General features: G+C 69.0%; 17 protein-coding genes. 8 read left to right on the top strand and 9 right to left on the bottom strand.

Going from position 1 to position 20355, the window contains the following annotated elements; genetic code table 11:
* Window positions 1-4 precede the first annotated feature (4 nt).
* Genes AVP41_RS11720 through AVP41_RS11735 form a run of 4 tightly spaced genes read left to right on the top strand, consistent with a single transcriptional unit; the run spans window position 5 to window position 6920 of the window.
* The gene (locus tag AVP41_RS11720) at window positions 5-2104 is read left to right on the top strand and encodes a hypothetical protein (protein WP_067164522.1); all 2100 of its coding nucleotides are present in this window, start codon (window positions 5-7) and stop codon (window positions 2102-2104) included.
* Window positions 2101-5298 carry a hypothetical protein gene (locus tag AVP41_RS11725; RefSeq protein WP_067164525.1) on the top strand — a complete coding sequence of 1066 codons (3198 nt, stop codon included), beginning with the start codon at window positions 2101-2103 and terminating at the stop codon, window positions 5296-5298. Before AVP41_RS11720 ends, AVP41_RS11725 begins: the two co-directional genes overlap by 4 nt.
* The gene (locus tag AVP41_RS16835; protein WP_067164527.1) at window positions 5285-6109 is read left to right on the top strand and encodes a hypothetical protein; all 825 of its coding nucleotides are present in this window, start codon (window positions 5285-5287) and stop codon (window positions 6107-6109) included. The genes AVP41_RS11725 and AVP41_RS16835 overlap by 14 nt, the downstream gene beginning before the upstream one ends.
* A gap of 10 nt (window positions 6110-6119) precedes the next feature.
* On the top strand, window positions 6120-6920 hold the full coding sequence (locus AVP41_RS11735) for an HNH endonuclease family protein (protein ID WP_067164529.1): 801 nt from the start codon (window positions 6120-6122) through the stop codon (window positions 6918-6920).
* Between the two features lie 15 nt (window positions 6921-6935).
* Here AVP41_RS11735 and AVP41_RS11740 read toward each other — a convergent pair whose 3' ends face one another.
* From AVP41_RS11740 to AVP41_RS11765, 6 genes are all read right to left on the bottom strand, one after another.
* Complete coding sequence (locus AVP41_RS11740) at window positions 6936-9116, bottom strand: DEAD/DEAH box helicase (protein WP_067165896.1); 2181 nt, start codon at window positions 9114-9116, stop codon at window positions 6936-6938.
* 424 nt (window positions 9117-9540) lie between these two features.
* Window positions 9541-12729, bottom strand: a complete 3189-nt coding sequence (locus tag AVP41_RS11745) for an efflux RND transporter permease subunit (protein ID WP_067164532.1) — start codon at window positions 12727-12729, stop codon at window positions 9541-9543.
* Window positions 12730-12849: 120 nt separating this feature from the next.
* Window positions 12850-13227 (bottom strand): fluoride efflux transporter CrcB, encoded by a 378-nt coding sequence (gene crcB / locus AVP41_RS11750; protein ID WP_067164535.1) that lies wholly within the window; start codon window positions 13225-13227, stop codon window positions 12850-12852.
* The gene (locus tag AVP41_RS11755) at window positions 13224-13655 is read right to left on the bottom strand and encodes a fluoride efflux transporter FluC (protein ID WP_231902739.1); all 432 of its coding nucleotides are present in this window, start codon (window positions 13653-13655) and stop codon (window positions 13224-13226) included. Before AVP41_RS11755 ends, crcB begins: the two co-directional genes overlap by 4 nt.
* Window positions 13656-13676: 21 nt before the next feature.
* Window positions 13677-14639: a DNA topoisomerase IB gene (locus AVP41_RS11760; protein WP_067164537.1), complete on the bottom strand. Its 963-nt coding sequence runs from the start codon at window positions 14637-14639 to the stop codon at window positions 13677-13679.
* A gap of 69 nt (window positions 14640-14708) precedes the next feature.
* Window positions 14709-14978, bottom strand: coding sequence for a DUF7218 family protein (locus AVP41_RS11765; protein ID WP_067164539.1), 270 nt, complete (start codon window positions 14976-14978; stop codon window positions 14709-14711).
* Window positions 14979-15217: 239 nt separating this feature from the next.
* Here AVP41_RS11765 and AVP41_RS16695 point away from each other — a divergent pair, with 239 nt between their 5' ends.
* Complete coding sequence (locus AVP41_RS16695; RefSeq protein WP_157532474.1) at window positions 15218-15409, top strand: hypothetical protein; 192 nt, start codon at window positions 15218-15220, stop codon at window positions 15407-15409.
* Window positions 15410-15479: 70 nt separating this feature from the next.
* Here AVP41_RS16695 and AVP41_RS11770 read toward each other — a convergent pair whose 3' ends face one another.
* Window positions 15480-16259, bottom strand: a complete 780-nt coding sequence (locus AVP41_RS11770; RefSeq protein WP_067164542.1) for a MerR family transcriptional regulator — start codon at window positions 16257-16259, stop codon at window positions 15480-15482.
* A gap of 146 nt (window positions 16260-16405) precedes the next feature.
* Between AVP41_RS11770 and AVP41_RS11775 the strand changes: the two genes are divergently transcribed.
* Window positions 16406-17272: a DUF4097 family beta strand repeat-containing protein gene (locus tag AVP41_RS11775; RefSeq protein ID WP_067164544.1), complete on the top strand. Its 867-nt coding sequence runs from the start codon at window positions 16406-16408 to the stop codon at window positions 17270-17272.
* A 1-nt stretch (window position 17273) separates the two neighbouring features.
* A complete protein-coding gene (locus AVP41_RS11780; protein WP_067164546.1) occupies window positions 17274-17912 on the top strand; it encodes a PadR family transcriptional regulator in 639 nt (212 codons plus the stop codon).
* A 32-nt stretch (window positions 17913-17944) separates the two neighbouring features.
* Here AVP41_RS11780 and AVP41_RS11785 read toward each other — a convergent pair whose 3' ends face one another.
* Complete coding sequence (locus AVP41_RS11785) at window positions 17945-18478, bottom strand: universal stress protein (RefSeq protein ID WP_067164549.1); 534 nt, start codon at window positions 18476-18478, stop codon at window positions 17945-17947.
* Window positions 18479-18686: 208 nt separating this feature from the next.
* Here AVP41_RS11785 and AVP41_RS11790 point away from each other — a divergent pair, with 208 nt between their 5' ends.
* Window positions 18687-18866, top strand: coding sequence for a DUF3073 family protein (locus AVP41_RS11790; RefSeq protein ID WP_067164551.1), 180 nt, complete (start codon window positions 18687-18689; stop codon window positions 18864-18866).
* 22 nt (window positions 18867-18888) lie between these two features.
* Here AVP41_RS11790 and AVP41_RS11795 read toward each other — a convergent pair whose 3' ends face one another.
* A complete protein-coding gene (locus AVP41_RS11795) occupies window positions 18889-20118 on the bottom strand; it encodes an MFS transporter (RefSeq protein WP_067164553.1) in 1230 nt (409 codons plus the stop codon).
* Window positions 20119-20355 lie beyond the last annotated feature (237 nt).

Genomic DNA, 20355 nt, shown 5'->3' on the forward strand with positions numbered 1-20355 from the left:
CCGCGTGTTCACCGTCGTCATCCTGAGTGACTCCGCGCGGAGGATCTTCGCTCGCTCGGAGGCGTTCTTCGCACCATTCGTAGAACGCGGCGAGATCGCGTTCTGCGAGTGGCATGACACGGCACGCGATGCTCGGGCTCTCTCCGACGTGCTCCCGGACCTTGCCGACACCATCACGGGGAAGGCAGCCTGGCGTGCCGTCGTCGTGGATCACCTCACCCCGGACGCCATCGAGGACCGCGACCCGGAGAATCCGTTCGACTACGCAGGCAACCGGGACCCCGACCTGAGCTTCGTCGAATCGCCGCACCCCCTCGTCGAGGTGGCGCACTGGCTCCTCGGATACCCCGCGCTGACGGCCAAGCAGTTCTCGCCCGTCGTCGTGTGGCGCGGTGATGATGGCCAGCTCCACCGCGAGGCGCCCGAGGCCGAGGTAGCGGGGATGGACCCTCGAGACCAGGACGCGGCGCTGGCAGCGGCCACTCAGCGCCTCGCGGGCGCCAAGCAGCAGCGCTACACAGATGTCGCCGTGCAATACGAGGAGATCCCCCATGAGGCCGCGTTGGTGGCCGAGCATCGCCGCCTGAGCGAGAAGTACCGGATGAAGGAGGTCCATCCGTCCGAGGTTGCTTTCGTCTGCACCCGTCCCCGCGCCGACGACGACGAGACGGCTCAGCTGCGCCGTGCCTGGCAGGTCGGGTCGGAACGGGACAGCTCGCGATTCGTGGAGCGCAACGACTACCCGGTGGCCAGCAGGTTCGCCGTCTACGACCTGCTCAACAGCGAGAATTCGGGCTACGCGCAGGACGAGTTGCGGTTCTGGATGTCGGTGCTCACCCTGGCCACGAACGAGCTTCCCCCGGGAGCCTTCCAGGCCGATCGGGTGTATGAGTTGGGCGTCGCGATCAACGAGCGCCGGCTCGGCGATCTCCTCGAGGAGCAGGTGAGCCGCCTCACCGCGCTCCGCGACCATATGGACTCCGTCATCCGACGACCGTCACGGCCGCCCGAGGCCGACGCCCAGACGCTGCTGATCCAGGAACCCGTGACAGTGGAATTCGACCGGCTCGGGGGGACCGACGTCGGCGTCAGCGTCACGGGTTACGCTCTCGCCTCCGATATCCCCCGGCACGAGCCGAGTTTTTGGGCGAACGACATCGATGCCGCCAGTGCGCGTGCGATGCAGATCTTCCGGCGGCCCCGGCGCATCCTCGCGCGCGCCGTGTTCGATACGCGGCGCCGAGCACGCTCCTTCCTCGATCACGATCGGGTGCTCAACGACATCGAACGGGAGGAGCTCGACGAGGAGCTCCTGCGCCGCGTGCAGGGGCTGGCCGTGCCGGCCACGACGGAGATCCTCAACCGCGGGAGACTCGCCTCGCTGCTGGAGGAGCACCGCACGGGGGTCGCGCGCCACATCGCCGGCAGAATGAGGCTCCGCACGGTCGCCGGCGCATCACTGCTCGTGCTCCTGGCCTGGATCGGCGCATTCGCGCCCTACCTGATCCAAGCCGCCGACAAAGGGATGGATGCGCTCCTGTGGAGCGCTTTCACCGTCGCGGCCGGGATCGTCCTGCTCGCCGTCGTCGCCCTCGTGACCCTCGAGGTCATGCGTCGCCGCCTGGTCGTCCGCGTCAGGCGCGTCAACGACGACGTGCAGTCGTTCGCGGCCGGCGTCAACGACGGCGCGAAGGTCTTCGGCGAGTACCTGACGGGGCTGGCGACCTACATGCGTGCCCGCTCGATCCTCATCGGATCCGAGCGCTGGCAGGAACGCGAGACCCTGCGATCGCGGCGGCTGATCGCAGTGCGCGACAACGCCGCGGAGAGTATCGCGGTTCAGCGAGACATCCTCTACTCACTGGGCAGAGCGCCGGACGTTCGTCGCATCAATCTCGCGATGAGTGAGGTCGATGAGCTCAATCCCCACCAGATTCGCTCCTACTTCCGCTTCCCAACCGGCGACCGTACCGCCGTCCTGAACGACTCGGGCCAGACGATCGCGGCTCCGTACGACTTCATCACCGCATTCCTGGTCGAACGCGTCCGCCTCTTCGAACGGTCCCCGCGGGAACAGCTTCCCGGTGGAAGGGAGACAGAGTGACGCTTTTCCTCCAGTTGCTGGCCACTCTTCCGCTCGCGGGCGCCCTGCTGCTCCAGAGCCTCAACAACCTGCCGAAGGCCTCGCGGCACCGGCAGTATCCGATGCCGTTCATCGCGACGCTGTACGCGGTCATCGCCGCCATCGGGCTGTACCGGTTCAATGACGAGATCGACCAACTGCTCCGGGTCGTCTTCGAGTACGTGCCCTTCCTCCGCCCGTTCTACGACACCACGTGGCAGTACGTCATCGAGAACACGGCGATCGTGCTGGTCTTCACGCTGCTGAAGATCCTCCTGAACCGCTTCTTCGACCGGACGTTCCACGGGCAGGAGTTCCTCGGAAGCTCCCTCGTCGAGGAGTTCTACCGCTACGACAGTGAGTACAGCCGATGGTTCGTGAGGCCGCAGCACAGCTCGCTGCGCGTCTTCCTGCGTGTGATGTTCTGGGCCGTCATCGCCTTGGCGGTCGTGTTCATGGCGCTGGTGGGCACCTTCCCCGCCTGGCCGGGTTTCGCCGCCATCGGGTTCCCGGCCCTGGCGGCGTTGGTCATCGGCGAGTTCACGTTCGCCGTCGACGGCGTCACCGCGCAGGAGTTCGAACGGGACGTCCACGGCGACCGCGACGACGCCCAGCGGGTCGCGAACTACGCCGCGCTGCGCAGCGTGTTCTCCGAGACCTTTCCGGGGCGCGTGCTGCACGAAGGCCTGAGCTTCGCGACCAGCGCGCCGCAGAACTCGCACGCTCTGCAGCAACTGTCCCACTCCGCTCACGATGTGGACCGGCTCGCCGGCGCATACTTCGAGCGCCTGCGCCTCGACGGCACCCGGGTCGACGAGAGCCTGGTGGCCGCCGCGGCTTCGGTGATGCGCGGCCGCAGTGCGCTCATCTCGCACCCCTTCTATCGCGATCTGACCCCCTACCTCGCCTTCCCGGCCTACTACCACCTGTTGCAGTACCGGAAGTGCCTGATCGTCGCCGGCCGCGATGCCCTTGCGGGCGATCTGGTGAGCTGGATGGACGAGGGCCTCGAGTCGATCACCGGTGTTCCCGGTCTCTGGCACGTGGGAGTGCTCTCCGACGAGCGTGATCCCGAGCTCGACGTGGGAGTGCTCCGCTTCTCGGACCTGCACAACCTCGACCTCATCCGCGCGCACGAGGACTTCCTGCGCGAAGTGGAGTACGTGATCCTCGCCGAGCCTTCGCGGATGCTGACCACCGGGCAGCTCGGACTCGCGATCCTCCTCGGACGATGCGGCAAAGCGGGAAGCCCGGCCTACGCCGTCTTCGACCGCACCCACGACGGCCTCGTCGACTCGCTCTCGCATCTGCTCAAGGTCACCCTCACCGATGTGGTGGCTCCCACCACGATGAGCGGTGCGACCGCGGAGCTGGTCTGGCGCGTGGAAGGGCCCCCGATGCACGGAGCGATCCTGCCGGGCATCAGTCGCTACCTCGGGATGGGGATCGAGATCGCCGCCGTCGCAGCCAAGTACCAGGTCGAACAGGTGGAGTGGATCGGCGGTGACGTGTTCCCCGTCAGGGACATGAGCTGGATCGCCGGGCAGTACTATCCCCAGATCGCGGAGTTCGCCGGCGTGGACGCCTCACAGCAGGCCCTCTCCGACACCATCCGGCCCCACTCGAATCCCTGGACGCTGGAGCCTGCGGACAACCGCTTCCTCATCGTCGAGGACGAGGCACGCAACCTCTATGAGACCATCCGCCTCTACACGACGCGCGCCCGTGAACAGGGCTTCGTCAACGTCCTGAGCGAGGACTACCTCCTCCGCGACTACATGGTCGCCCAGCGAGAGATCTTCGCGCGCGACCCGAAGGCGGTTCCTTCCTTCGCGCCCGACTACGCCCGCACCGAGCGGAACCTCGTCCTGCGGCTCGCGTTGACCCTTGGCACGTTCGGGATGACGGAGAGTGCGCTTGCGCGGGAGTTCGAGCTCGTCGGCTTCCCCGTTGCCCCCGTCGTCGCGCCCACAGACCGCACTCGGGTGCGATTCGAAGACGACCCACCCGTGGTCGCGCTCTTCCGCGCGCTCCTGCGCCGTCACACGGGGGCGACCGACGTCGATCTCACCTGCGATGCGCGTAACACCGGTATCACCGACCACGGGACGCAGAGCTGGGAACGCTTCGTAACGCTCACCCCGGGCGGGGCGCTGGAGGAGGTGCTGCACGGCTTGCGGGCGGCGTACTTCTTCGTCGAGGACGAAGTGGAGGATCGGGACTTCGTCGGTTCGGTCCTCTACGGCCTCGTCTTCCAGAAGCTGCTCCCCGGCCAGTTGCTCACCCACGCCGGTGCGTCGTACCAGGTGCAGAGCATCGGGACCGATCACCGTCGTAGCGGCATCGTCCTCCGTCGCGCCGCCGAGCACATCACCGGTCGCCGGGTCTACCGCCCGCTTCGCCGGTTCCGCATCTCGGACATCGAGTACGACACCAAACCCGGTGCGCGCGTGGAGATCGGCAGCACCTCCTTCGCTCACGCCTTCGCGACCATCGAGGTGTCAACGGACGGCTATCTCGAGCAAGCCACCCGCAGCGACCTCGGGGGCGCACGCCGCGTGCGCGTCTCGGGCATACCCGACCGCCGGTACGTCCAGAAGGAGATCCTCGAGATCCGAATGGAGGGCGTCCCGGCGTCCGTGCTGCGCACGATCGCCGTTCTGTTGAACGAGATCTTCGTGACGACCTTCCCCGACGCGCACCAGTACGTCCTCGCGCTGACCGCCGACCCCGAAGGGCGCGTGGCTCCGCTATTGCCGCCTGTGGAGGTCGAGGACGACGCGACCCTGCTGATCGTCGAGGACAGCCCTCTCGATCTCGGACTGCTCGTCGCCGTCGAACGGAACTGGAGTCGCCTGCTCGAGGTCATCGCCGACTATCTGGAGTGGACCACTGAGCCCGCCGGCACGCCGCCGCACCCGAGCGGGACTGACGACGTGGTCGTCTTTCCCGACGACGAGCCCGAGGACCTCATCCAGAGGGCGGACATCGTTCGCGAGCAGGACTCCTCCGCGCCGGCTGCCGCCCTGGCTCCCCGGTCGACGCCCTGGTGGCGTCGCTTCTGGCGCCGGCTGCGCCCTGCGTCCTCGTCCTCTCCGCCTCCACCCCGCACGAGCCCCGAGCCGACTGCCCCGTCGGAGGCCGCACCGAAGGAGGAACCCGATGTCGCGCAGTGACTATCTCTCGTTCGGCGGAGGCTCTGCGGCCGCCGGGATCGATATCGCCGCCACGCTCGCCTACCTGCGGGCGGAGGGCCGGACGGCGGGATACCTGACGCACGCCCGCAGAGCAGTCGAGTCGTCACGCACCCGCACGTTCGCTTTCGACCCGATCGGGTCGAACTACTGCGACTTCTGCTTCGTGAAACTGATGGGCGGCGAGTTCGACCGCCTGGCGGATGGCCGGGAGCGGTGCGTCCGGTGTAGCAAGACCGCTCTCCGCTCGAGCGAGGAGTTCGAGGATGTGTTCGCCGAGGTCGTCAGGAACGTCGAGACCTCCTTCGACATCTCCCTGAGAGTGCCGATGACCGTTCGCATGGTCAACGCGAAGGAGATCGCACGTCGCACCGACGAACGTTTCGAGCCGACACCCGGAGTCGACGCCCGGGTGTTGGGATTCGCCGCCGAGCACCGGGACGGATACACCTTGTACGTGGAGAACGGATCGCCGCGTCTGGCGAGCGTCGCCACGATCGCTCACGAGCTGACCCACATCTGGCAGTACCGGACGTGGAACGCACGACAGATCGAGCAGCGGTACGGACGGCATCACCGCCTCACCGTGTACGAGGGCATGGCGGCGTGGGCACAGGTCCAGTACCTGCTCTTCCTTCGTGAGCACGAGCATGCGGAGCGGCAGGAGGCCTACCTGCGGCAGCGCGACGACGAGTACGGAGTCGGATTCCGCTTGTATGCCGACCGGTATCCCCTCTCACGAGCCGGCGATGTCGGCCTCGACACCCCCTTCCGCCATCCGTTCCCGCTGTGACCACGAGACGATGACGAGCTTCCCCCGCCCCATCCCCCGCCGCACGGCGCCGGCCACGCTGTGGGTCGTCGTCGTGGTCGTCACGATGGCAGCCTTGACCGTCGTCGGGGTGCTCTCCTGGGCCGTCATCCGCGGCCTGTCCGAATCGGCCTCCCCGCCGCGTCCGCTCCCCGCGGCGTCGAGCCTGCCGACGACGGGTACCTCGCCGACCGGGGTCACGCGCCCCTCCGACGAGCCCACCTCGGGCGGGGAGAACCTCTCGAAGCTCCTCTCCACCCTGCCCGTCGCGGAGGACGACGCGACGGGGCAGTACTTCCGTGAGCAGTTCGGTCAAGCCTGGTACGACCAGGACCGGAACGGATGCGACACGCGCAATGATGTCCTCCGGCGCGATCTCACCGACGTGGTCATCAAAGAGGGGACGCGGGACTGCAAAGTACTCACCGGCGTGCTCGATGACCCTTACACCGGCAAGCGCGTCGACTTCGTCGCGGGCGCGGACACCTCGGCACTCGTCCAGATCGATCACGTCATCCCGCTGTCGTGGGCGTGGCGCCACGGCGCGGAAAGATGGACGTTCGAACAGCGTCAAGAGTTCGCCAACGATCCAGACAACCTTCGCGCCACCTCGGGCTCGGTCAACCAGAGCAAGAGCGACTCCGGGCCGTCGCAGTGGATGCCGCCCCAGAAGACGTCGGAGTGCGCTTACGCCCAGACGTGGGTCGAAGTGCTCGCGAAGTGGAAGCTCAGTCTGACAGCCGCCGATCGCGAGGCGCTCGCCGGGGCACTGGCGACGTGCCCCGGCGAGTGAGGTCCACCCGATCGCTCAGGCGTCGACGTCGGCGAGCTGGCGCCCGGCCAGTTCCTCCAGCACGTCGTCCCCCGGACGGGCGTCCTCGAACGGCGCGTCGATCTCGGCACGGTCGAGCATCTCGGTCATCCGACGGCGGCGCTGACGGGTGATCAGGGTCACCACGGTGCCCGAACGACCGGCGCGGCCCGTGCGTCCCGAACGGTGCAGGTAGGTCTTGTACTCGTCGGGAGCGTCGGCCTGCACGACCAGGTCGATGTCGTCGACGTGGATCCCGCGGGCGGCGACATCGGTCGCCACCAGCACGTCCACCCGTCCCGAAGTGAGGCGCTCGAGGTTGCGCGTGCGCTTGGCCTGGTTGAGGTCGCCGTGGAGGGCGACGGCACGGATTCCGGCGTCTTCGAACTGCTCGGCGAGCATCTCGGCGTATGCCCGGGTGCGCGCGAAGACGAGCGTCTTGCTGTCGCGGTCCACGAGCGAGGTCAGGATCTCGGCCTTGTCGCGGTGGTCGATCACGAGGACGCGGTGATCGATCGTGCCCGAGTCTTGGTCTTCTCCGGCGACCTCGTAGACGGCCGGCTCCACGAGGAACTCGTCGACGAGCGCGGCGACCTCGCGGTCGAGCGTGGCGGAGAAGAGGAGCTTCTGGGCGCCGTCCTCGACGAGGCGCAGGATCCGCTGCATCGGCTCGAGGAAGCCCAGCTCGCTCATGTGGTCGGCCTCGTCGAGCACCACCAGGCGCACCTCCGAAAGGTCGAGCTTGCCCTGCTCCTGCAGGTCCTCGATACGACCGGGGGTGCCGATGATGATGTCGACGCCCTTCTTCAGCGCGCCGACCTGGCGCGCCTGGGGCACCCCACCGTAGATCTGCGTCGTGAACAGGCCGACGCTCCGGGCGATGGGCTGGATCGTGCGGTCGATCTGCAGCGCCAGCTCGCGCGTCGGAGCCAGGATGAGCGCCTTCGGGCTGCGGCCGAACTCGCGACGCTTGCCGGCCTGGCTCCGGAGGATCGACTCGACGAGCGGAGCGCCGAACGCGATCGTCTTGCCCGAACCGGTGCGGCCGCGGGCGAGGACGTCCTTGCCCTCCAGGATCGGAGTGATCGTGGCGGCCTGAATCGGGAACGGTGCGGCGGCACCCAGCTCGGCCAAGGCCCGGACGATGTTGTCCCCCAGTCCGAGCGAGCTGAAGGTCACATCCGAGACCGCTTCGGCCTGCACCGCTTCGGCCTGGAGCTTCTCGTGCACGACGTCGACGTGGTCCTCGAAGGCCTTCGCCTTCTTGTCGGCGTTCCAGTCCGACCGGTTGGCGGCGAAGCCATCGCGGCGGTCATCCCGACGCGGGCGGTCCGAGAAATCGCGACGGGGTCGGTCGTCGAGCGACCGGGCCGGACGGTCATCGCGGCGCGGACGGTCCGAGAACTCACGACGCGGGCGGTCATCGAACGAACGAGCCGGACGATCATCCCGACGCGGGCGGTCCGAGAACTCCCGACGCGGACGGTCATCGAACGAACGAGCCGGACGATCATCCCGACGCGGACGGTCCGAGAACTCACGACGCGGACGGTCATCGAACGAACGAGCCGGACGATCATCCCGACGCGGGCGGTCGTCGAACGAACGAGCCGGGCGGTCGTCACGGTACGAGGGGCGAGCGTCGCCGAAAGTGCGGCGATCGTCGCGGGGCTGACGCTCGCCGCGGGGCCGGTCGTCGAACGAGCGGGCGGGGCGGTCGTCACGGTCGCGACGCGGGCGGTCGTCGAACGACCGCGCCGGACGGTCAGAACTCCGGCGATCCGCGCGGTCACGGCCCGAATCGGCACCGTACGAGCGGGAGCGGTCGAAATCTCCGGAGTTCCGAACCGGACGGTCGGAGAAGTCGCGGCGGGGACGGTCGTCGAACGAGCGAGCGGGACGGTCGTCGCGGTGCGCCGGACGCTCGCCGCGGGCGTGGGTGCGGATGCCGCGGGCCTCATCGCGGCCGGCGCGCTCCTGCGCCGACCAGCGCGACTTGCGCGCGGGGGCCTCGGCGTCGGCCGCGCGGTAGCCGCGGTGGCTCGGGCTCTTGCTGCCGGCGGTGCCCGCGGACGACTGTCCGGGGCGACGCTTGGCGTCCTGGAACGAGGTCTTCTTGCCGTAGCGCGGCTCGAAGTTCTGGGCGCGGCCGCCGGCCGGCTTCTTGTTCTTGGGCATGGTGGTGTCCTTCTGGGTTGTCTCGCGCGAGAACAGCACTCCTCGGTGCGCCTCGGGGAAGTACCTCGACGCGGCCGCACATGCGGCGTGGAGTAACCCGGACATCCGTCGGCCGGGGGCCATTCACAGTGATGGTCGTCGGAGCGGATTCGCTCCCACCATCGGCCCCTTGGACTCACAAACCCATCCGCACCTCACGTGCGGTGTCCAGAGCCGACCGGTCCACTGTACACGGCGCGGCTGGGAGAGTCCCGATGCCGCCGATCGCCCCGCACCATTCCCGGACACAACGGCGGACGGGTGGCGGGACACGCCGCGGATCGTTGCCGCCGCCACGGCGTGTCACTGGCGCCTTCCGCCGTTGTGCTCGCCGACGCGGGACCCGGAACCGCCGGAACCGCCCGCACCCCGCCGGCCACCCGCGTCAGCGGCGGCGCGACCTCCGAGTGGGCGCCTCCTCCGGCGAGCCCCCCTCCGGCGTCGCCGCGGCTGCCTCGCCCGCGACCGCCGCGGCGCCGCTGACGGCGCGCGCCTCGCGCTTCACGATCCGACGCTCCCGGGCACCCTCCACGAGGTTGTAGAGGGTGGGGAGGACGAGCAGCGTGAGCACGGTCGAGGAGATCAGTCCGCCGATGACGACGATCGCGAGCGGCTGGGAGATGAACCCGCCGTGACCCGTGATCCCGAGCGCCATGGGCGTGAGTGCGAAGATCGTCGCGAGCGCCGTCATGAGGATCGGCCGGAGCCGGCGAGCGCCGCCCGCGAGAGTCGCGTCGTGGGCGGTGAGGCCCTTCTCCCGGTACTGGTTCACGAGGTCGACGAGCACGATCGCATTCGTGACGACGATGCCGATGAGCATCAGCACTCCGATGAGCGAAGCGACCCCGAGCGGCACGCCGGTCACGATCTGCAGCAGGATCGCGCCGGTCGCCGCGAAGGGCACCGAGATCAGCAGGAGCAGGGGCTGACGCAGCGACTTGAAGGTCGCGACCATCACGATGTAGACGATCAGGATCGCGGCGAGCATCGCGAGGCCGAGCTGGGCGAACGCGTCGCTCTGCTGCGAGACCACGCCCCCGACCTCTGCATCGGCGCCCGTGGGCAGGTCGGTGTCGAGCAGAGCGGTGCGGACCGTCGCCGACGCGGTGTTGAGGTCGTCCGTGGAGGGGGTCACCGTGACGGTGGCGGTGCGCTGACCGCGCTGCGTGGTGATGGAGGTCGGTCCCTGGCTCTCCTTCACGGTGGCCACTTCGTCGAGGCGGATGAGGCCGGTCGCGCTGGCGATCTCGAGGTCCTTGAGCTCGGCGATCGTCTTCGGGATGTCGGACGCCTTGAGGTACACCGTCAGCGCGGTGCCGTCGATCTCGACGCTCCCCACCTGTCGCGGCTGCATCGTGTTGGACACCAGCCCACCGACAGCGACCTCGGAGAGGCCCAGCGACGACGCCTTCTCCCGGTCGACGGCGACGGACACGAACGGGAGGGATGCGGCGAGGTTCGACGTGACCTGGCCGATCCCGTCCTTGCCCTGGAGAGCACCGACGACCGCATCGGTGGCGTCGGCCAGCGTCCGGGCGTCGGGCGCCGTGACGTCGACCTCGATGTCGCTCGAGCCGAACCCTCCCTGACCGCTGGACACGGTGACCGTGCCCACGTCGTCGAGCTTCGCGACGGCGTCCTGCACCGCCTCCCGCACCTCCACCTGGTCGGCGGCGGTGTCGGTGGTGATCGAGTAGGTGATGCCGGAGCTCCCGCCGGCGAAGGCGTCGCGCACCGCGGATCCGCTGGAGCCGATCGAGGTCTGCACGGTCTCGATGCCGTCGACGCCCATGATGGCCTTCTCGACCTTCGCGGCGGCCTCGTCCTCGGCATCGAGGCTCGGCGCTTTGCCGAGCTCCTGCGTCACCGTGAACGTGTTCTGCCCCGAGTCGCCGAGGAAGTTGAACTTCATGAGCGGCGCCGCAGCGACGGTTCCGCCGAGCACGAGGACGGCGACCAGGAGCGTGACCCACGAGTGCTTGAGCGTCCAGGTGAGGATCGGCAGGTAGGCCTTCTGCAGGCGCGACGGCGGCGCGTCGGGATGCTCGGGATCGATCGCTCGCCCCTCCGCGTCGAGCAGCGGCTTGCCCGGACGCAGGAACCAGTAGGCGAGCACGGGGACGATCGTCAGTGACACGAACAGGGACGCCGACATGGCGATCGTCACGGTGAGGGCGAACGGGCGGAAGAGCTCTCCGGTCACATCGCCCACGAACGCGATGGGGAGGAAGACGGCGACCGTGGTGATGGTGGACGCCGTGATCGCCGCCGCGACCTCGCGCACCGCGAGCAGGATCGCCCGCAGTTTGTCGGCGTCTCCGACGTAGTGACGTTTGATGTTCTCGATCACGACGATCGAGTCGTCGACGACGCGACCGATCGCGATGGTCAAGGCTCCGAGGGTCAGGATGTTGAGGGAGTAGCCGAAGGCCTGGATGCCGACGAACGTGATGAGCACGCTCGTGGGGATCGAGATCGCCGTGACGAGCGTGGAGCGCACCGAGAGCAGGAAGATCAAGATCACGATCACCGCGAAGGCGAGACCCAGGAGCCCCTCCTGGGCGAGCGCCTCGATCGACTGCTCGATGTAGGGCGCCTGATCGAAGACGACGGTGAAACGCGCGTCGGCTCCGATCGCGTCCTGCAGCTGCGGGATGACCGCGTTGACGCCGCGAGAGACGTCGACCGTGTTGGCGGCGGGGAGCTTGGTGATCGACAGGGTGAGGGCGGGCTTGCCGTCCACGCGCGAGATGGACGTCACCGGGTCCTCGTCGAGGCGCACCGAGGCGACGTCGCCGATCGTGACCTCGCCGGCGGCGAACTGCTCGGCGGAGCTCGGCACGAGCGGGAGCTTCTCGACCTCGTCGACGGAGGACAGCTTGGTACCGGTCTGCACCGTGAGGGTCTGATCGCCCTCGGTCACCGTCCCGCCGGGGAAGAGCACGCCGTTCTGATCCAGCGCGTCGGTGATGGCGGTCTGGGTGTAGCCGTCGGCGGCGAGCTTCTTCTGGTCGGGCACGATCGTGACCCGCTGTCCCTTGCCGCCGATGATCGCGACGGCGCTCACTCCGTCGACGTCTTCGAGGTCGGGAACCACGCTCGCTTCCAGCTGCGCCTGGATCGTCTCCTCGTCGTCGTATCCCGTGACGGCGAGCGCGATCACGGGGAGGTCGTCGATCGAGAAGGACACCACGTTGGGCTCGACGCCGTCGGGCAGGTCGCTCTTGATCCGGTTGATGGCCTGGAGGATCTTCTGCTCGGCGGTGGCGAGGTCGGTGCCGTAGGTGAAGGACGCCTGGATGATCGACGCGTTGGTGGTGCTGGTGGCGGTCGTCGACTCCAGGCCGGGGATGCCCTGGATCGCCGTTTCGATCGGCGTCGACACGTCATTGTTGACGACATCCGGCGAGGCGCCCGGGTAGGTCGTGAGCACCGAGAGCTGGGGGAACTCGATCGACGGGATGAGCTCCTGCTTGAGGTTCGTCAGCGCGAGGCCGCCGAAGACGGCCGCAACGATCGTGATGAGGGCGATGAGCGCACGGTTCTTGAGGCTCAGGACGGCGAGATTCGACACGGGTGGCCCTTTGGGTGCGAGACGAGAGGGATACAGGAATGTATCCGTTCCATCCTCCCACCCTCCCCCGCTCATCCCCTCCGACTCAGGGAGGAATCACGGTCGTACCGCGGGAGGAGATCAGCGTGTGAAAGCGCCGCCGATCATGAGGCCGATGGCAGCGGCCACCACGCACGCACCGAGCGTGCCGAGGAGGTTGACCCAGGCCCATTCCGCTCGCCCGCGCTGACGAAGGAGCACGGTCTCGACCGAGACGGTGCTGAAGGTCGTGAAGCCGCCCAGCACGCCGATTCCCCCGATGGCGAGCCACATCGCGCCGATCAGGGGCGACAGGCCGGTGAGGATCCCCAGGGCGAACGAGCCCACGACATTGACGACGAGGATGCCGACCGGGAAGGCGTCACGCCGTCCCCTCATGATCAGGCCGTCGACGAGGTAGCGGGCGCCCGCCCCGACTCCGCCGCCGACCACCAGCCAGAGGAAGTCCCCGCCGCTCATTCCGCATCTCCCGGGGCCGGCGCCGCGCCCGCCGGCGAGGCGAACCGGCGACCCACCACGAGGCCCCACGCCGCGGCGATGACCCCGCCGAGGACCGACACCGCGACCAGCGCGAGGCCGACCACGGGAGCGGCGCCCGCCGTGGAGACCGCTTGCACCGCGAACGCGCTGTAGGTCGTGAACCCGCCCATCACTCCGGTGCCGAGGAACAGTCGCCAGCGGGGGTGACGCTCGGTGAGCGAGGCGACCACGACGCCCAGCAGGAAGGACCCGAGCAGGTTCACCGCGAGCGTCACCCCCGGAACCACGAGCGCGGGCGCGTGCTCGGGAACCGCGAGGGTGAGGGCGGCGCGCGCGGCAACCCCCGCCGCCCCGCCGCACACCACGAGCAGCAACGCGAGCGGATCAAACCAGCGTGGGTGTGTCACGACCCACACGTTAGGGCCGGATCACCCCAAAAGCAGCGCGCGGATCGCCGACTCGGGCGAGAGAGAGGTGTCCAGGAGCCTGCCCTTGCGGTACGCGTCGAAGACTCGCGGGTCGATGTAGGAGCTCCGCGCGACCGCGGGAGTGTTGCCGAGGGCCTCGGCCGTCGCCCGCACGGCCATAAGCTCGGCGCGCTTGCGATCGGACGTGGTGGCGGCGGCGCCCAGACCCGCCAGCGCGTCCGCGGCGAGGATCGTCCCGCGCAGCGTCCGGAAGTCCTTGGCGGTGAAGGCGCCGCCGGTCATCGCGCGCACATAGGCGTTGACCTCGCGCGGCGTCAGAGCGACGCGGCGGCGACCACGGACAAACGCCAGCAGGGGCGATCCCGGACGCCCGGCGGCCATGAGCGCGATGGCGACGGCGAGGTCGTCGTCATCCACCTCGAGCTGCTGGCGTTTGCCGCTCTTCCCGGGAAAGCGCAGGCTCGTGACGCTCCCCTCGACCGATGCGTCGCGCCTCTTGAGCGTGGTGAGCCCGCGACTGCCGTGCCGTTCGAGGTATCGTTCCGAGCCCACACGCGGAGCCGCCTGGTCAAGGAGACGGAACGCCGCCGCCAACACTCTCTCGCGATCGAGGTCGTCACGGCGGAGCGAGGTGGTCACTCGCGCGCGGGCCCGCGGCAGCGACTCCGCCAGCTGGAGCGCGCGGGCGTACTTCCCCTTGTCGCGGCCGGCCGACCAGCGCGGGTGGTACAGGTACTGCAGGCGGCCGGCTTCATCGACGCCGGTCGCTTGGATGTGGCCGTTCGCGTTCGCGCAGATCCAGACGTCCTGCCATGCCGGCGGGATGACGAGAGCGACCACGCGCTCGCGCTCCCCGGTCGGCAGGGCGTTTCCGTCGGCGTCCACGTAGCGGAACCCCGTTCCGGAGCGCAGCCGTCGATATCCGAGGTCCACGCCCGGGCGCACACGTGCAAGCCTCGGCATACGCTCAGCCTTTCACGCGCACGAACGGAACAGGGGAGGAAGAGGAACGGGAATCGGTGAGCAGAGGAATCAGTGATGGCGGAGCATGGAGATCAGCTCGGACTTGCGCTTGTCGGAGTAGCCCGTGAGCCCGAGCTCCTTCGCGCGGCCGCGGAGATCCTTGACCGTCCATTCCTCGTAGTCTCCCGAGGATCCGCCGCGCTTCCCGACCGCCGAGCGCCCGTCACGAGCGGCGGCATTGGAGATGCGCGCTGCCTTCTCTTTCGATGCTCCGTCTTTGCGAAGCTCCTCGTACAGTTCCGGATCCTTCAGACTGTTCGATCCGCGTCCTGCAGGCATGGGTGACCTCCTTCGACGCCTCCGACGCTAACGGGCCGGGACGACCGGCCGCACGGGGCTTGACGGGATGCACCGACAGGGCTAATCGACGTCGTCAGGGGCGGCGGCTGCCGCGGGGGCCGGCGACGAGGTCGACCTCGTCCTGCGCGTTACCACCGCGCCGCTCGCATCGTCAAGGGTCTGGGGCCGGGCGGAGCGCGGGCTCTATCGTCGTTGCGTCGGACCCTTACCGTCGTCCCGTGGGTCCCGAGAATGGAGCACCGAACATGAACATCGCCCTCCTCATCATCATCGTGGTGGCCATCGTGCTGGCGATCGTCGGCGGTATGAACGCCGCGCTGAACTGGCTGCTGTGGGTCGCCCTCATCGTCGGCGTGATCGCGCTGATCGCGTTCCTGCTGCGCCTCGTGCGTGGTGGCAGCCGCACCTGATCCGCCGTCTCGAACGACATCGTCGAGGGGCACTTCGCGCAAGCGGGGTGCCCCTCGACGTGCGTCAACGTCATTCCGCGGGGAGGGTCTCGGCGTAGAACCGCAGCGCCGCCCGCACGAAGGCGGCACCCGCCGCTCCGCCGTACGTCGCCCCGAACCGCTCATCAGCCACATACAGGTCGGCGAGCCCCTCCAGGTAGGCGCGAAGGCCTCCGGCATCGGAGTCGCTCCGGGCGGCCGGCGTGCCGGGCACCTGCGACAGCCACCTGACGTGACGGACGGCGAGCGCCTGAGCGTCGGGCCCTGCGGCGTCGATGCCGCGATTCGCGGCGTCGATCCACTCGGCGGCCAGTAGCGCCGCCTCGCGTTGGAACTCCTTCTTCTCCTCGCCTCCCGCCTCGCGCCACCAGCGGTCGCTCTGCGCGTACGCGTCGCGACCCCAGCGCTCCTCCACCTCCTTTCGATAGACGGTGTGGTCGAATCCGTCGAACATCTGCTCTGCCATCGGCTCTTCTCCTCTCTGTCTGGCCTGAAGGGTCGACTCGACCGACGCGATCTGCCGCGCCAGCCGGTCTCGCTCCGCCTCGAGCCACCGGAGGTGGCCCTCCAGCGCGTCCCGCTCGGAGGTCGCCCGCGTGAGGACGTCTCCGATCTGCGGGAGGCTCAGCCCGAGCTCCCGCAGCAGCAGGATCCGCTGCAGGCGCACGAGCGCATCCGCGTCGTAGTGGCGCATGCCGCCCGGCCCCACTCGCGAGGGCGGGAGCAGGCCCACCGCGTCGTAGTGGCGGAGCGTGCGGCTCGTGGCCCCCGTGAGTCGCGAAACCTCGTGAATCGATCGTTCCTGCGTCATGCGCCTCACGTTACGAGTTGACGTAACGTCAACGGCAAGCGCGTCGAGCGATCTCACAGGCAGACCTCTTGACAGAATCGAGATATATCGTGTTAGTGTCTGAACACGCGATATATCTCGATTCGCGCAGAACTGAGGAGAGACCAATGACCCTGGAGAAGTGGATCATCCACCCGGGAGAGACGCGCGTCATCGACATCGAGGGCGTCCGCAAGCTGAAGGTCGGGCTCGTCGGCGGCCAGGTGGACGTCGTCGCCCACGACGAACCGGGCGTGCGCATCGAGGTGCACGGCGTGACGACGAAAGACCTCCGTATCGAGGCCACCGGCGATGTCGTCGAGATCGACCACGCGCAGTTGCGGTGGGACAACTTCCTCGAGGTGTTCCGCAACTTCGGCACCGGGGGCCCCAAGGCGGAGATCTCCGTCGCGGTGCCGCGAGGGATCGCCGTCAACCTGGGAGTCGTGAGCGCCAGCGCGCTGGTCTCGGGGCTCGCCACCGACGTGAAGCTCAGCACCGTCTCCGGCGACGTCATCCTCGACGGCCACACGGGCGACGTATCGGTCAACGCCGTCTCGGGTGACGTGCAGATCCGTGCGTTGGAGGGCGCGCTCAGCGCCAACTCGGTCTCGGGCGACGTCGCGGCGACCGGGCGCCTGCGGAAGGCCTCGATCGACACCGTGTCCGGAGCGATGCTCGTCGACTCGGTCGGACGGCTCAACGCCGTCAATCTCAACACCGTGAGCGGCGACGCCACGGTCCGCCTCGACGACGATCTGGCCGCCAACTACGTGCTCCGCAGCGTGAGCGGACGCGTGACCGTCGACGGCATCAAGCGCTCCGGTTCCGGTCCCACGAACTACGCCGACTCGGTGGGCGAGCTGGCGGGGAGCTTCGTCGACGTCCGCGCCAACTCGGTCTCGGGCGATATCACCGTGCTCCGCCGCGCCCGCGCCCACCTGGCGGGCGACGGCGCCACGGGCACCGACGCCCCTGCCCCGGAGGAGTGGTGAGATGAGTCCGGTCTTCTCTCACGGCGACCTCCGCCTCTACCTGCTGCGACTGCTCGACGAGGCGCCGCGTCATGGCTACGACCTCATGCAGGCGCTGTCGGACCGCACCGGCGGCACCTACACGCCCAGCGCCGGCACGATCTATCCCCGCCTCGCCAAACTCGAGGAGGAGGGGTTCGTGACGAAGACGGTGGACGGCCGCAAGACGGTCTACGAGATCACCGATGCCGGCCGGGCCGAAGTGGCCGCCCGCGCCGCCGATCTCGAGGGGATCGAGGCCGGGCTCGCCGACAGCGTGCGTCTGATCGCTGACGAAGTGCGCGGGAGCGTCCGCGAAGCGATGAAGAGCCTCCGGGCCGATCTGGCTGCCGCCGCGGAAGCCGATCGCCGGGGCGGCGCGTCGCGCCCTCCGTCCCCACCATCGAGCACCGCACGACCGGCGGACGACGCGCGGGTCACATCGCGGGAACAGCTGCGGCGCGCCGATGCCGCCGTGTCGGAGTTCCGCGCCGCGGTCCGCGCCGATCTGCGCACCCACGTCGCGCGCGGAGGAACGCTGTCGAGTGCCGCGGTGGATGAGCTCACCAGCGCCCTCGACGTCGCGCACCGCGCGCTCACTGCCGCGCTACACGGCCGGTGACCTGCGGCCGCGATGACGAGCGGGCGCGAGGCTCAGCCGTCGGGCCAGAGCTCCTCGTCGTCCCGGGCCGGCTCCTCGAGCGGGACGACGAGGACCGGCCGGGACTGACGGTGCGCCAGCCGAGCGGCGACAGAGCCGGTGAAGAACTCGCGCATCGTCTCGCCGAAGCCCCGGCGGCGGGTGCCGACGACGATGAGCCGCGCCTCGGCGCGGTCCGCGAGCTTCGCGATCGCCAGGGCGGGATCGCCGACGAGCGACACCACGGACCATTCCACGTCGCTGCCCTCGAGCACCGCGGACGTCCGCTCGCGCACTTTGGCGGCCTGGCGCTCTCCCGCGGCGAGCTCCAGGTCGATGGGAGCCGTGTGCACGTAGCCGTCGGGATCCTCGTAGGTGACGAACCGGGTGACATCGACGTGGGCCACCAGCAGGGGAGTCGAGAAGAGTCGCGCGTAGCGGGCCGCTTCGCGCAGCACACGCTCCGGCTGATCGGGGATGACACCGACGATCACAGCCCGCTGCGGCACATCGCGGGCCTCCGGAAGGTTCGGGGTCTCGTCACTCATGGTCGATCTCCGTTCCCGGCGTCGTCGCTCGGCGGAGCCCACCGCCGCCGTCGGCTGACCTCGCGCGCGCAGGCCCTCAGAGGGGACCGACGGCGAGCCGTGCGGGGCTCCGTGTTATCCTGAATGCTACTCTTCCCGGCCGCGTGCCGGACCGTTTTCGACGGGCGCTGCCGAACAAGCCCGTGACTCAGAAATGAGGGGGTCTCGCATGGGGCGTGGCCGTCAGAAGGCGAAGCACACAAAGATCGCTCGCGAACTCAAGTACGACACCTACAACCCGAACTTCTCCGCCCTGGAGAAGGAGCTCGGGCACCACGACGACGACCAGTACGTCGACAAGTGGGCGGATCAGTACGCCGACGACGAGGACGAGCTCGAAAAGGCGTGATCGCCCTTTCCCTCCTCCGTCGTCACCACGTCCGTCGGTGACGACGCTCCCACTCGTCCTCCACCGTCTCCGGGCGCGCGACCACGACGCCCGCCGGGATCGAGGCGACGACCACGACGCCGAGGATCACGAGCGGCACCGTCCATGACTGCGTGAGGTCGTGCACGATACCGACGGTCAGGGGCACGACGGCGACCACGGCGTATCCGATGCTCTGCACGAAGCCGCTGAGGGCCACGGCCCCTTCATGAGTGCGTGAACGCAGGCCGATGAGCACGAGCGCGAGCGGGAAGAACAAGGGCGCGGTGCCGAGGAGCGCAACCCAGAGCCACGGCACGGTGGTCGGTGCGAACAACAGCCCGCTCACGCCGGCGAGGCCCGAGCCGACCGCCACGACGAACAGCCACGGCACGATCCGATAGCGGGCGACCAACACCGGCACCACGAGGGCCGCCGGCAGCCCCATCATCCCGAAGAGCGACAGCAGAGCGCCGGCCTGCGCGGCGGACACTCCGGCCGTGTCGACCAGCAGCGAGGGAAGCCACGCGAAGCAGGTGTACGCGATGGCTCCCGAGACGAGGAACGTGACGGTGACCGCCCACGTCATCGGCAACGCCCAGAGGCGTCCGAACACCCGTGCCGTCGGCTGCTCGATGTCCACGCCACGGCTCCCCCGCTCGCGCACGAGCATGACGATCCACGGCACGAGCGCCAGCGAACTGAATACCGCCCACATCCCGAGCGACCAGCGCCAGTCCGCCGCGTCGGCGACGGGCACGGCGAACAACGGCGGCAGGAAGGTGGAGAACGCCATCGTCGTGGAGTACAGGGTGGTCACGAGACCGATGCGATCGGGGAAGTGCTTCTTCACCAACGGCGGGAGGAGGACGTTTCCCACGCCGACACCGGCGAAGATCAGCGCGGTCGTCACGGCGAGGGTGAGCGCGTCGCCGGCGAACCCGCGGGCCACCAGTCCCACCGAGACCACGAGGAGCGCGACCACGGTCATCCGCTCGAGCCCGAGTCGACGTTCCCATCGAGGCGTCAGCAGTCCGAACACGGCGAAGCACACCGGCGGTGCGGTGCCGATCGCCCCGACGACCCATCCCGACACGTCGAAGTCGGCGCGGATGTGGTCGAGGACCGGGGAAAGGGACCCGACGGCAGAACGCAGCGAGAACGCGAACAGCGCGATGCCGAGGAGCGCGAGGACCCGGCCACGCCACAGCGGGCGGGCAGCGTGGGACGTCACCGCTCCAGCCTAGGGGTGCCCGCGGAGGAGTGCGCCCGGGGCGGGACCGTCCGGCGAACCCAGCCGCGGATGTCCCGGCGAACCCAGCCGCGGATGTCCCGACGAACACAACGGCGGATGAAGGGGGCGACACGCCGGGCCACAGCCTCGGCCGCACGGCGTGTTCGGCTCTCGGTCCGCCGCTGTGCACGAGGCACGGCCCGCGGGGCACGGTGCAGGCGCACGAGGCACGGCCCA

The organism is Microbacterium sp. TNHR37B, assembly GCF_001620065.1.
Taxonomy (GTDB): domain Bacteria; phylum Actinomycetota; class Actinomycetes; order Actinomycetales; family Microbacteriaceae; genus Microbacterium.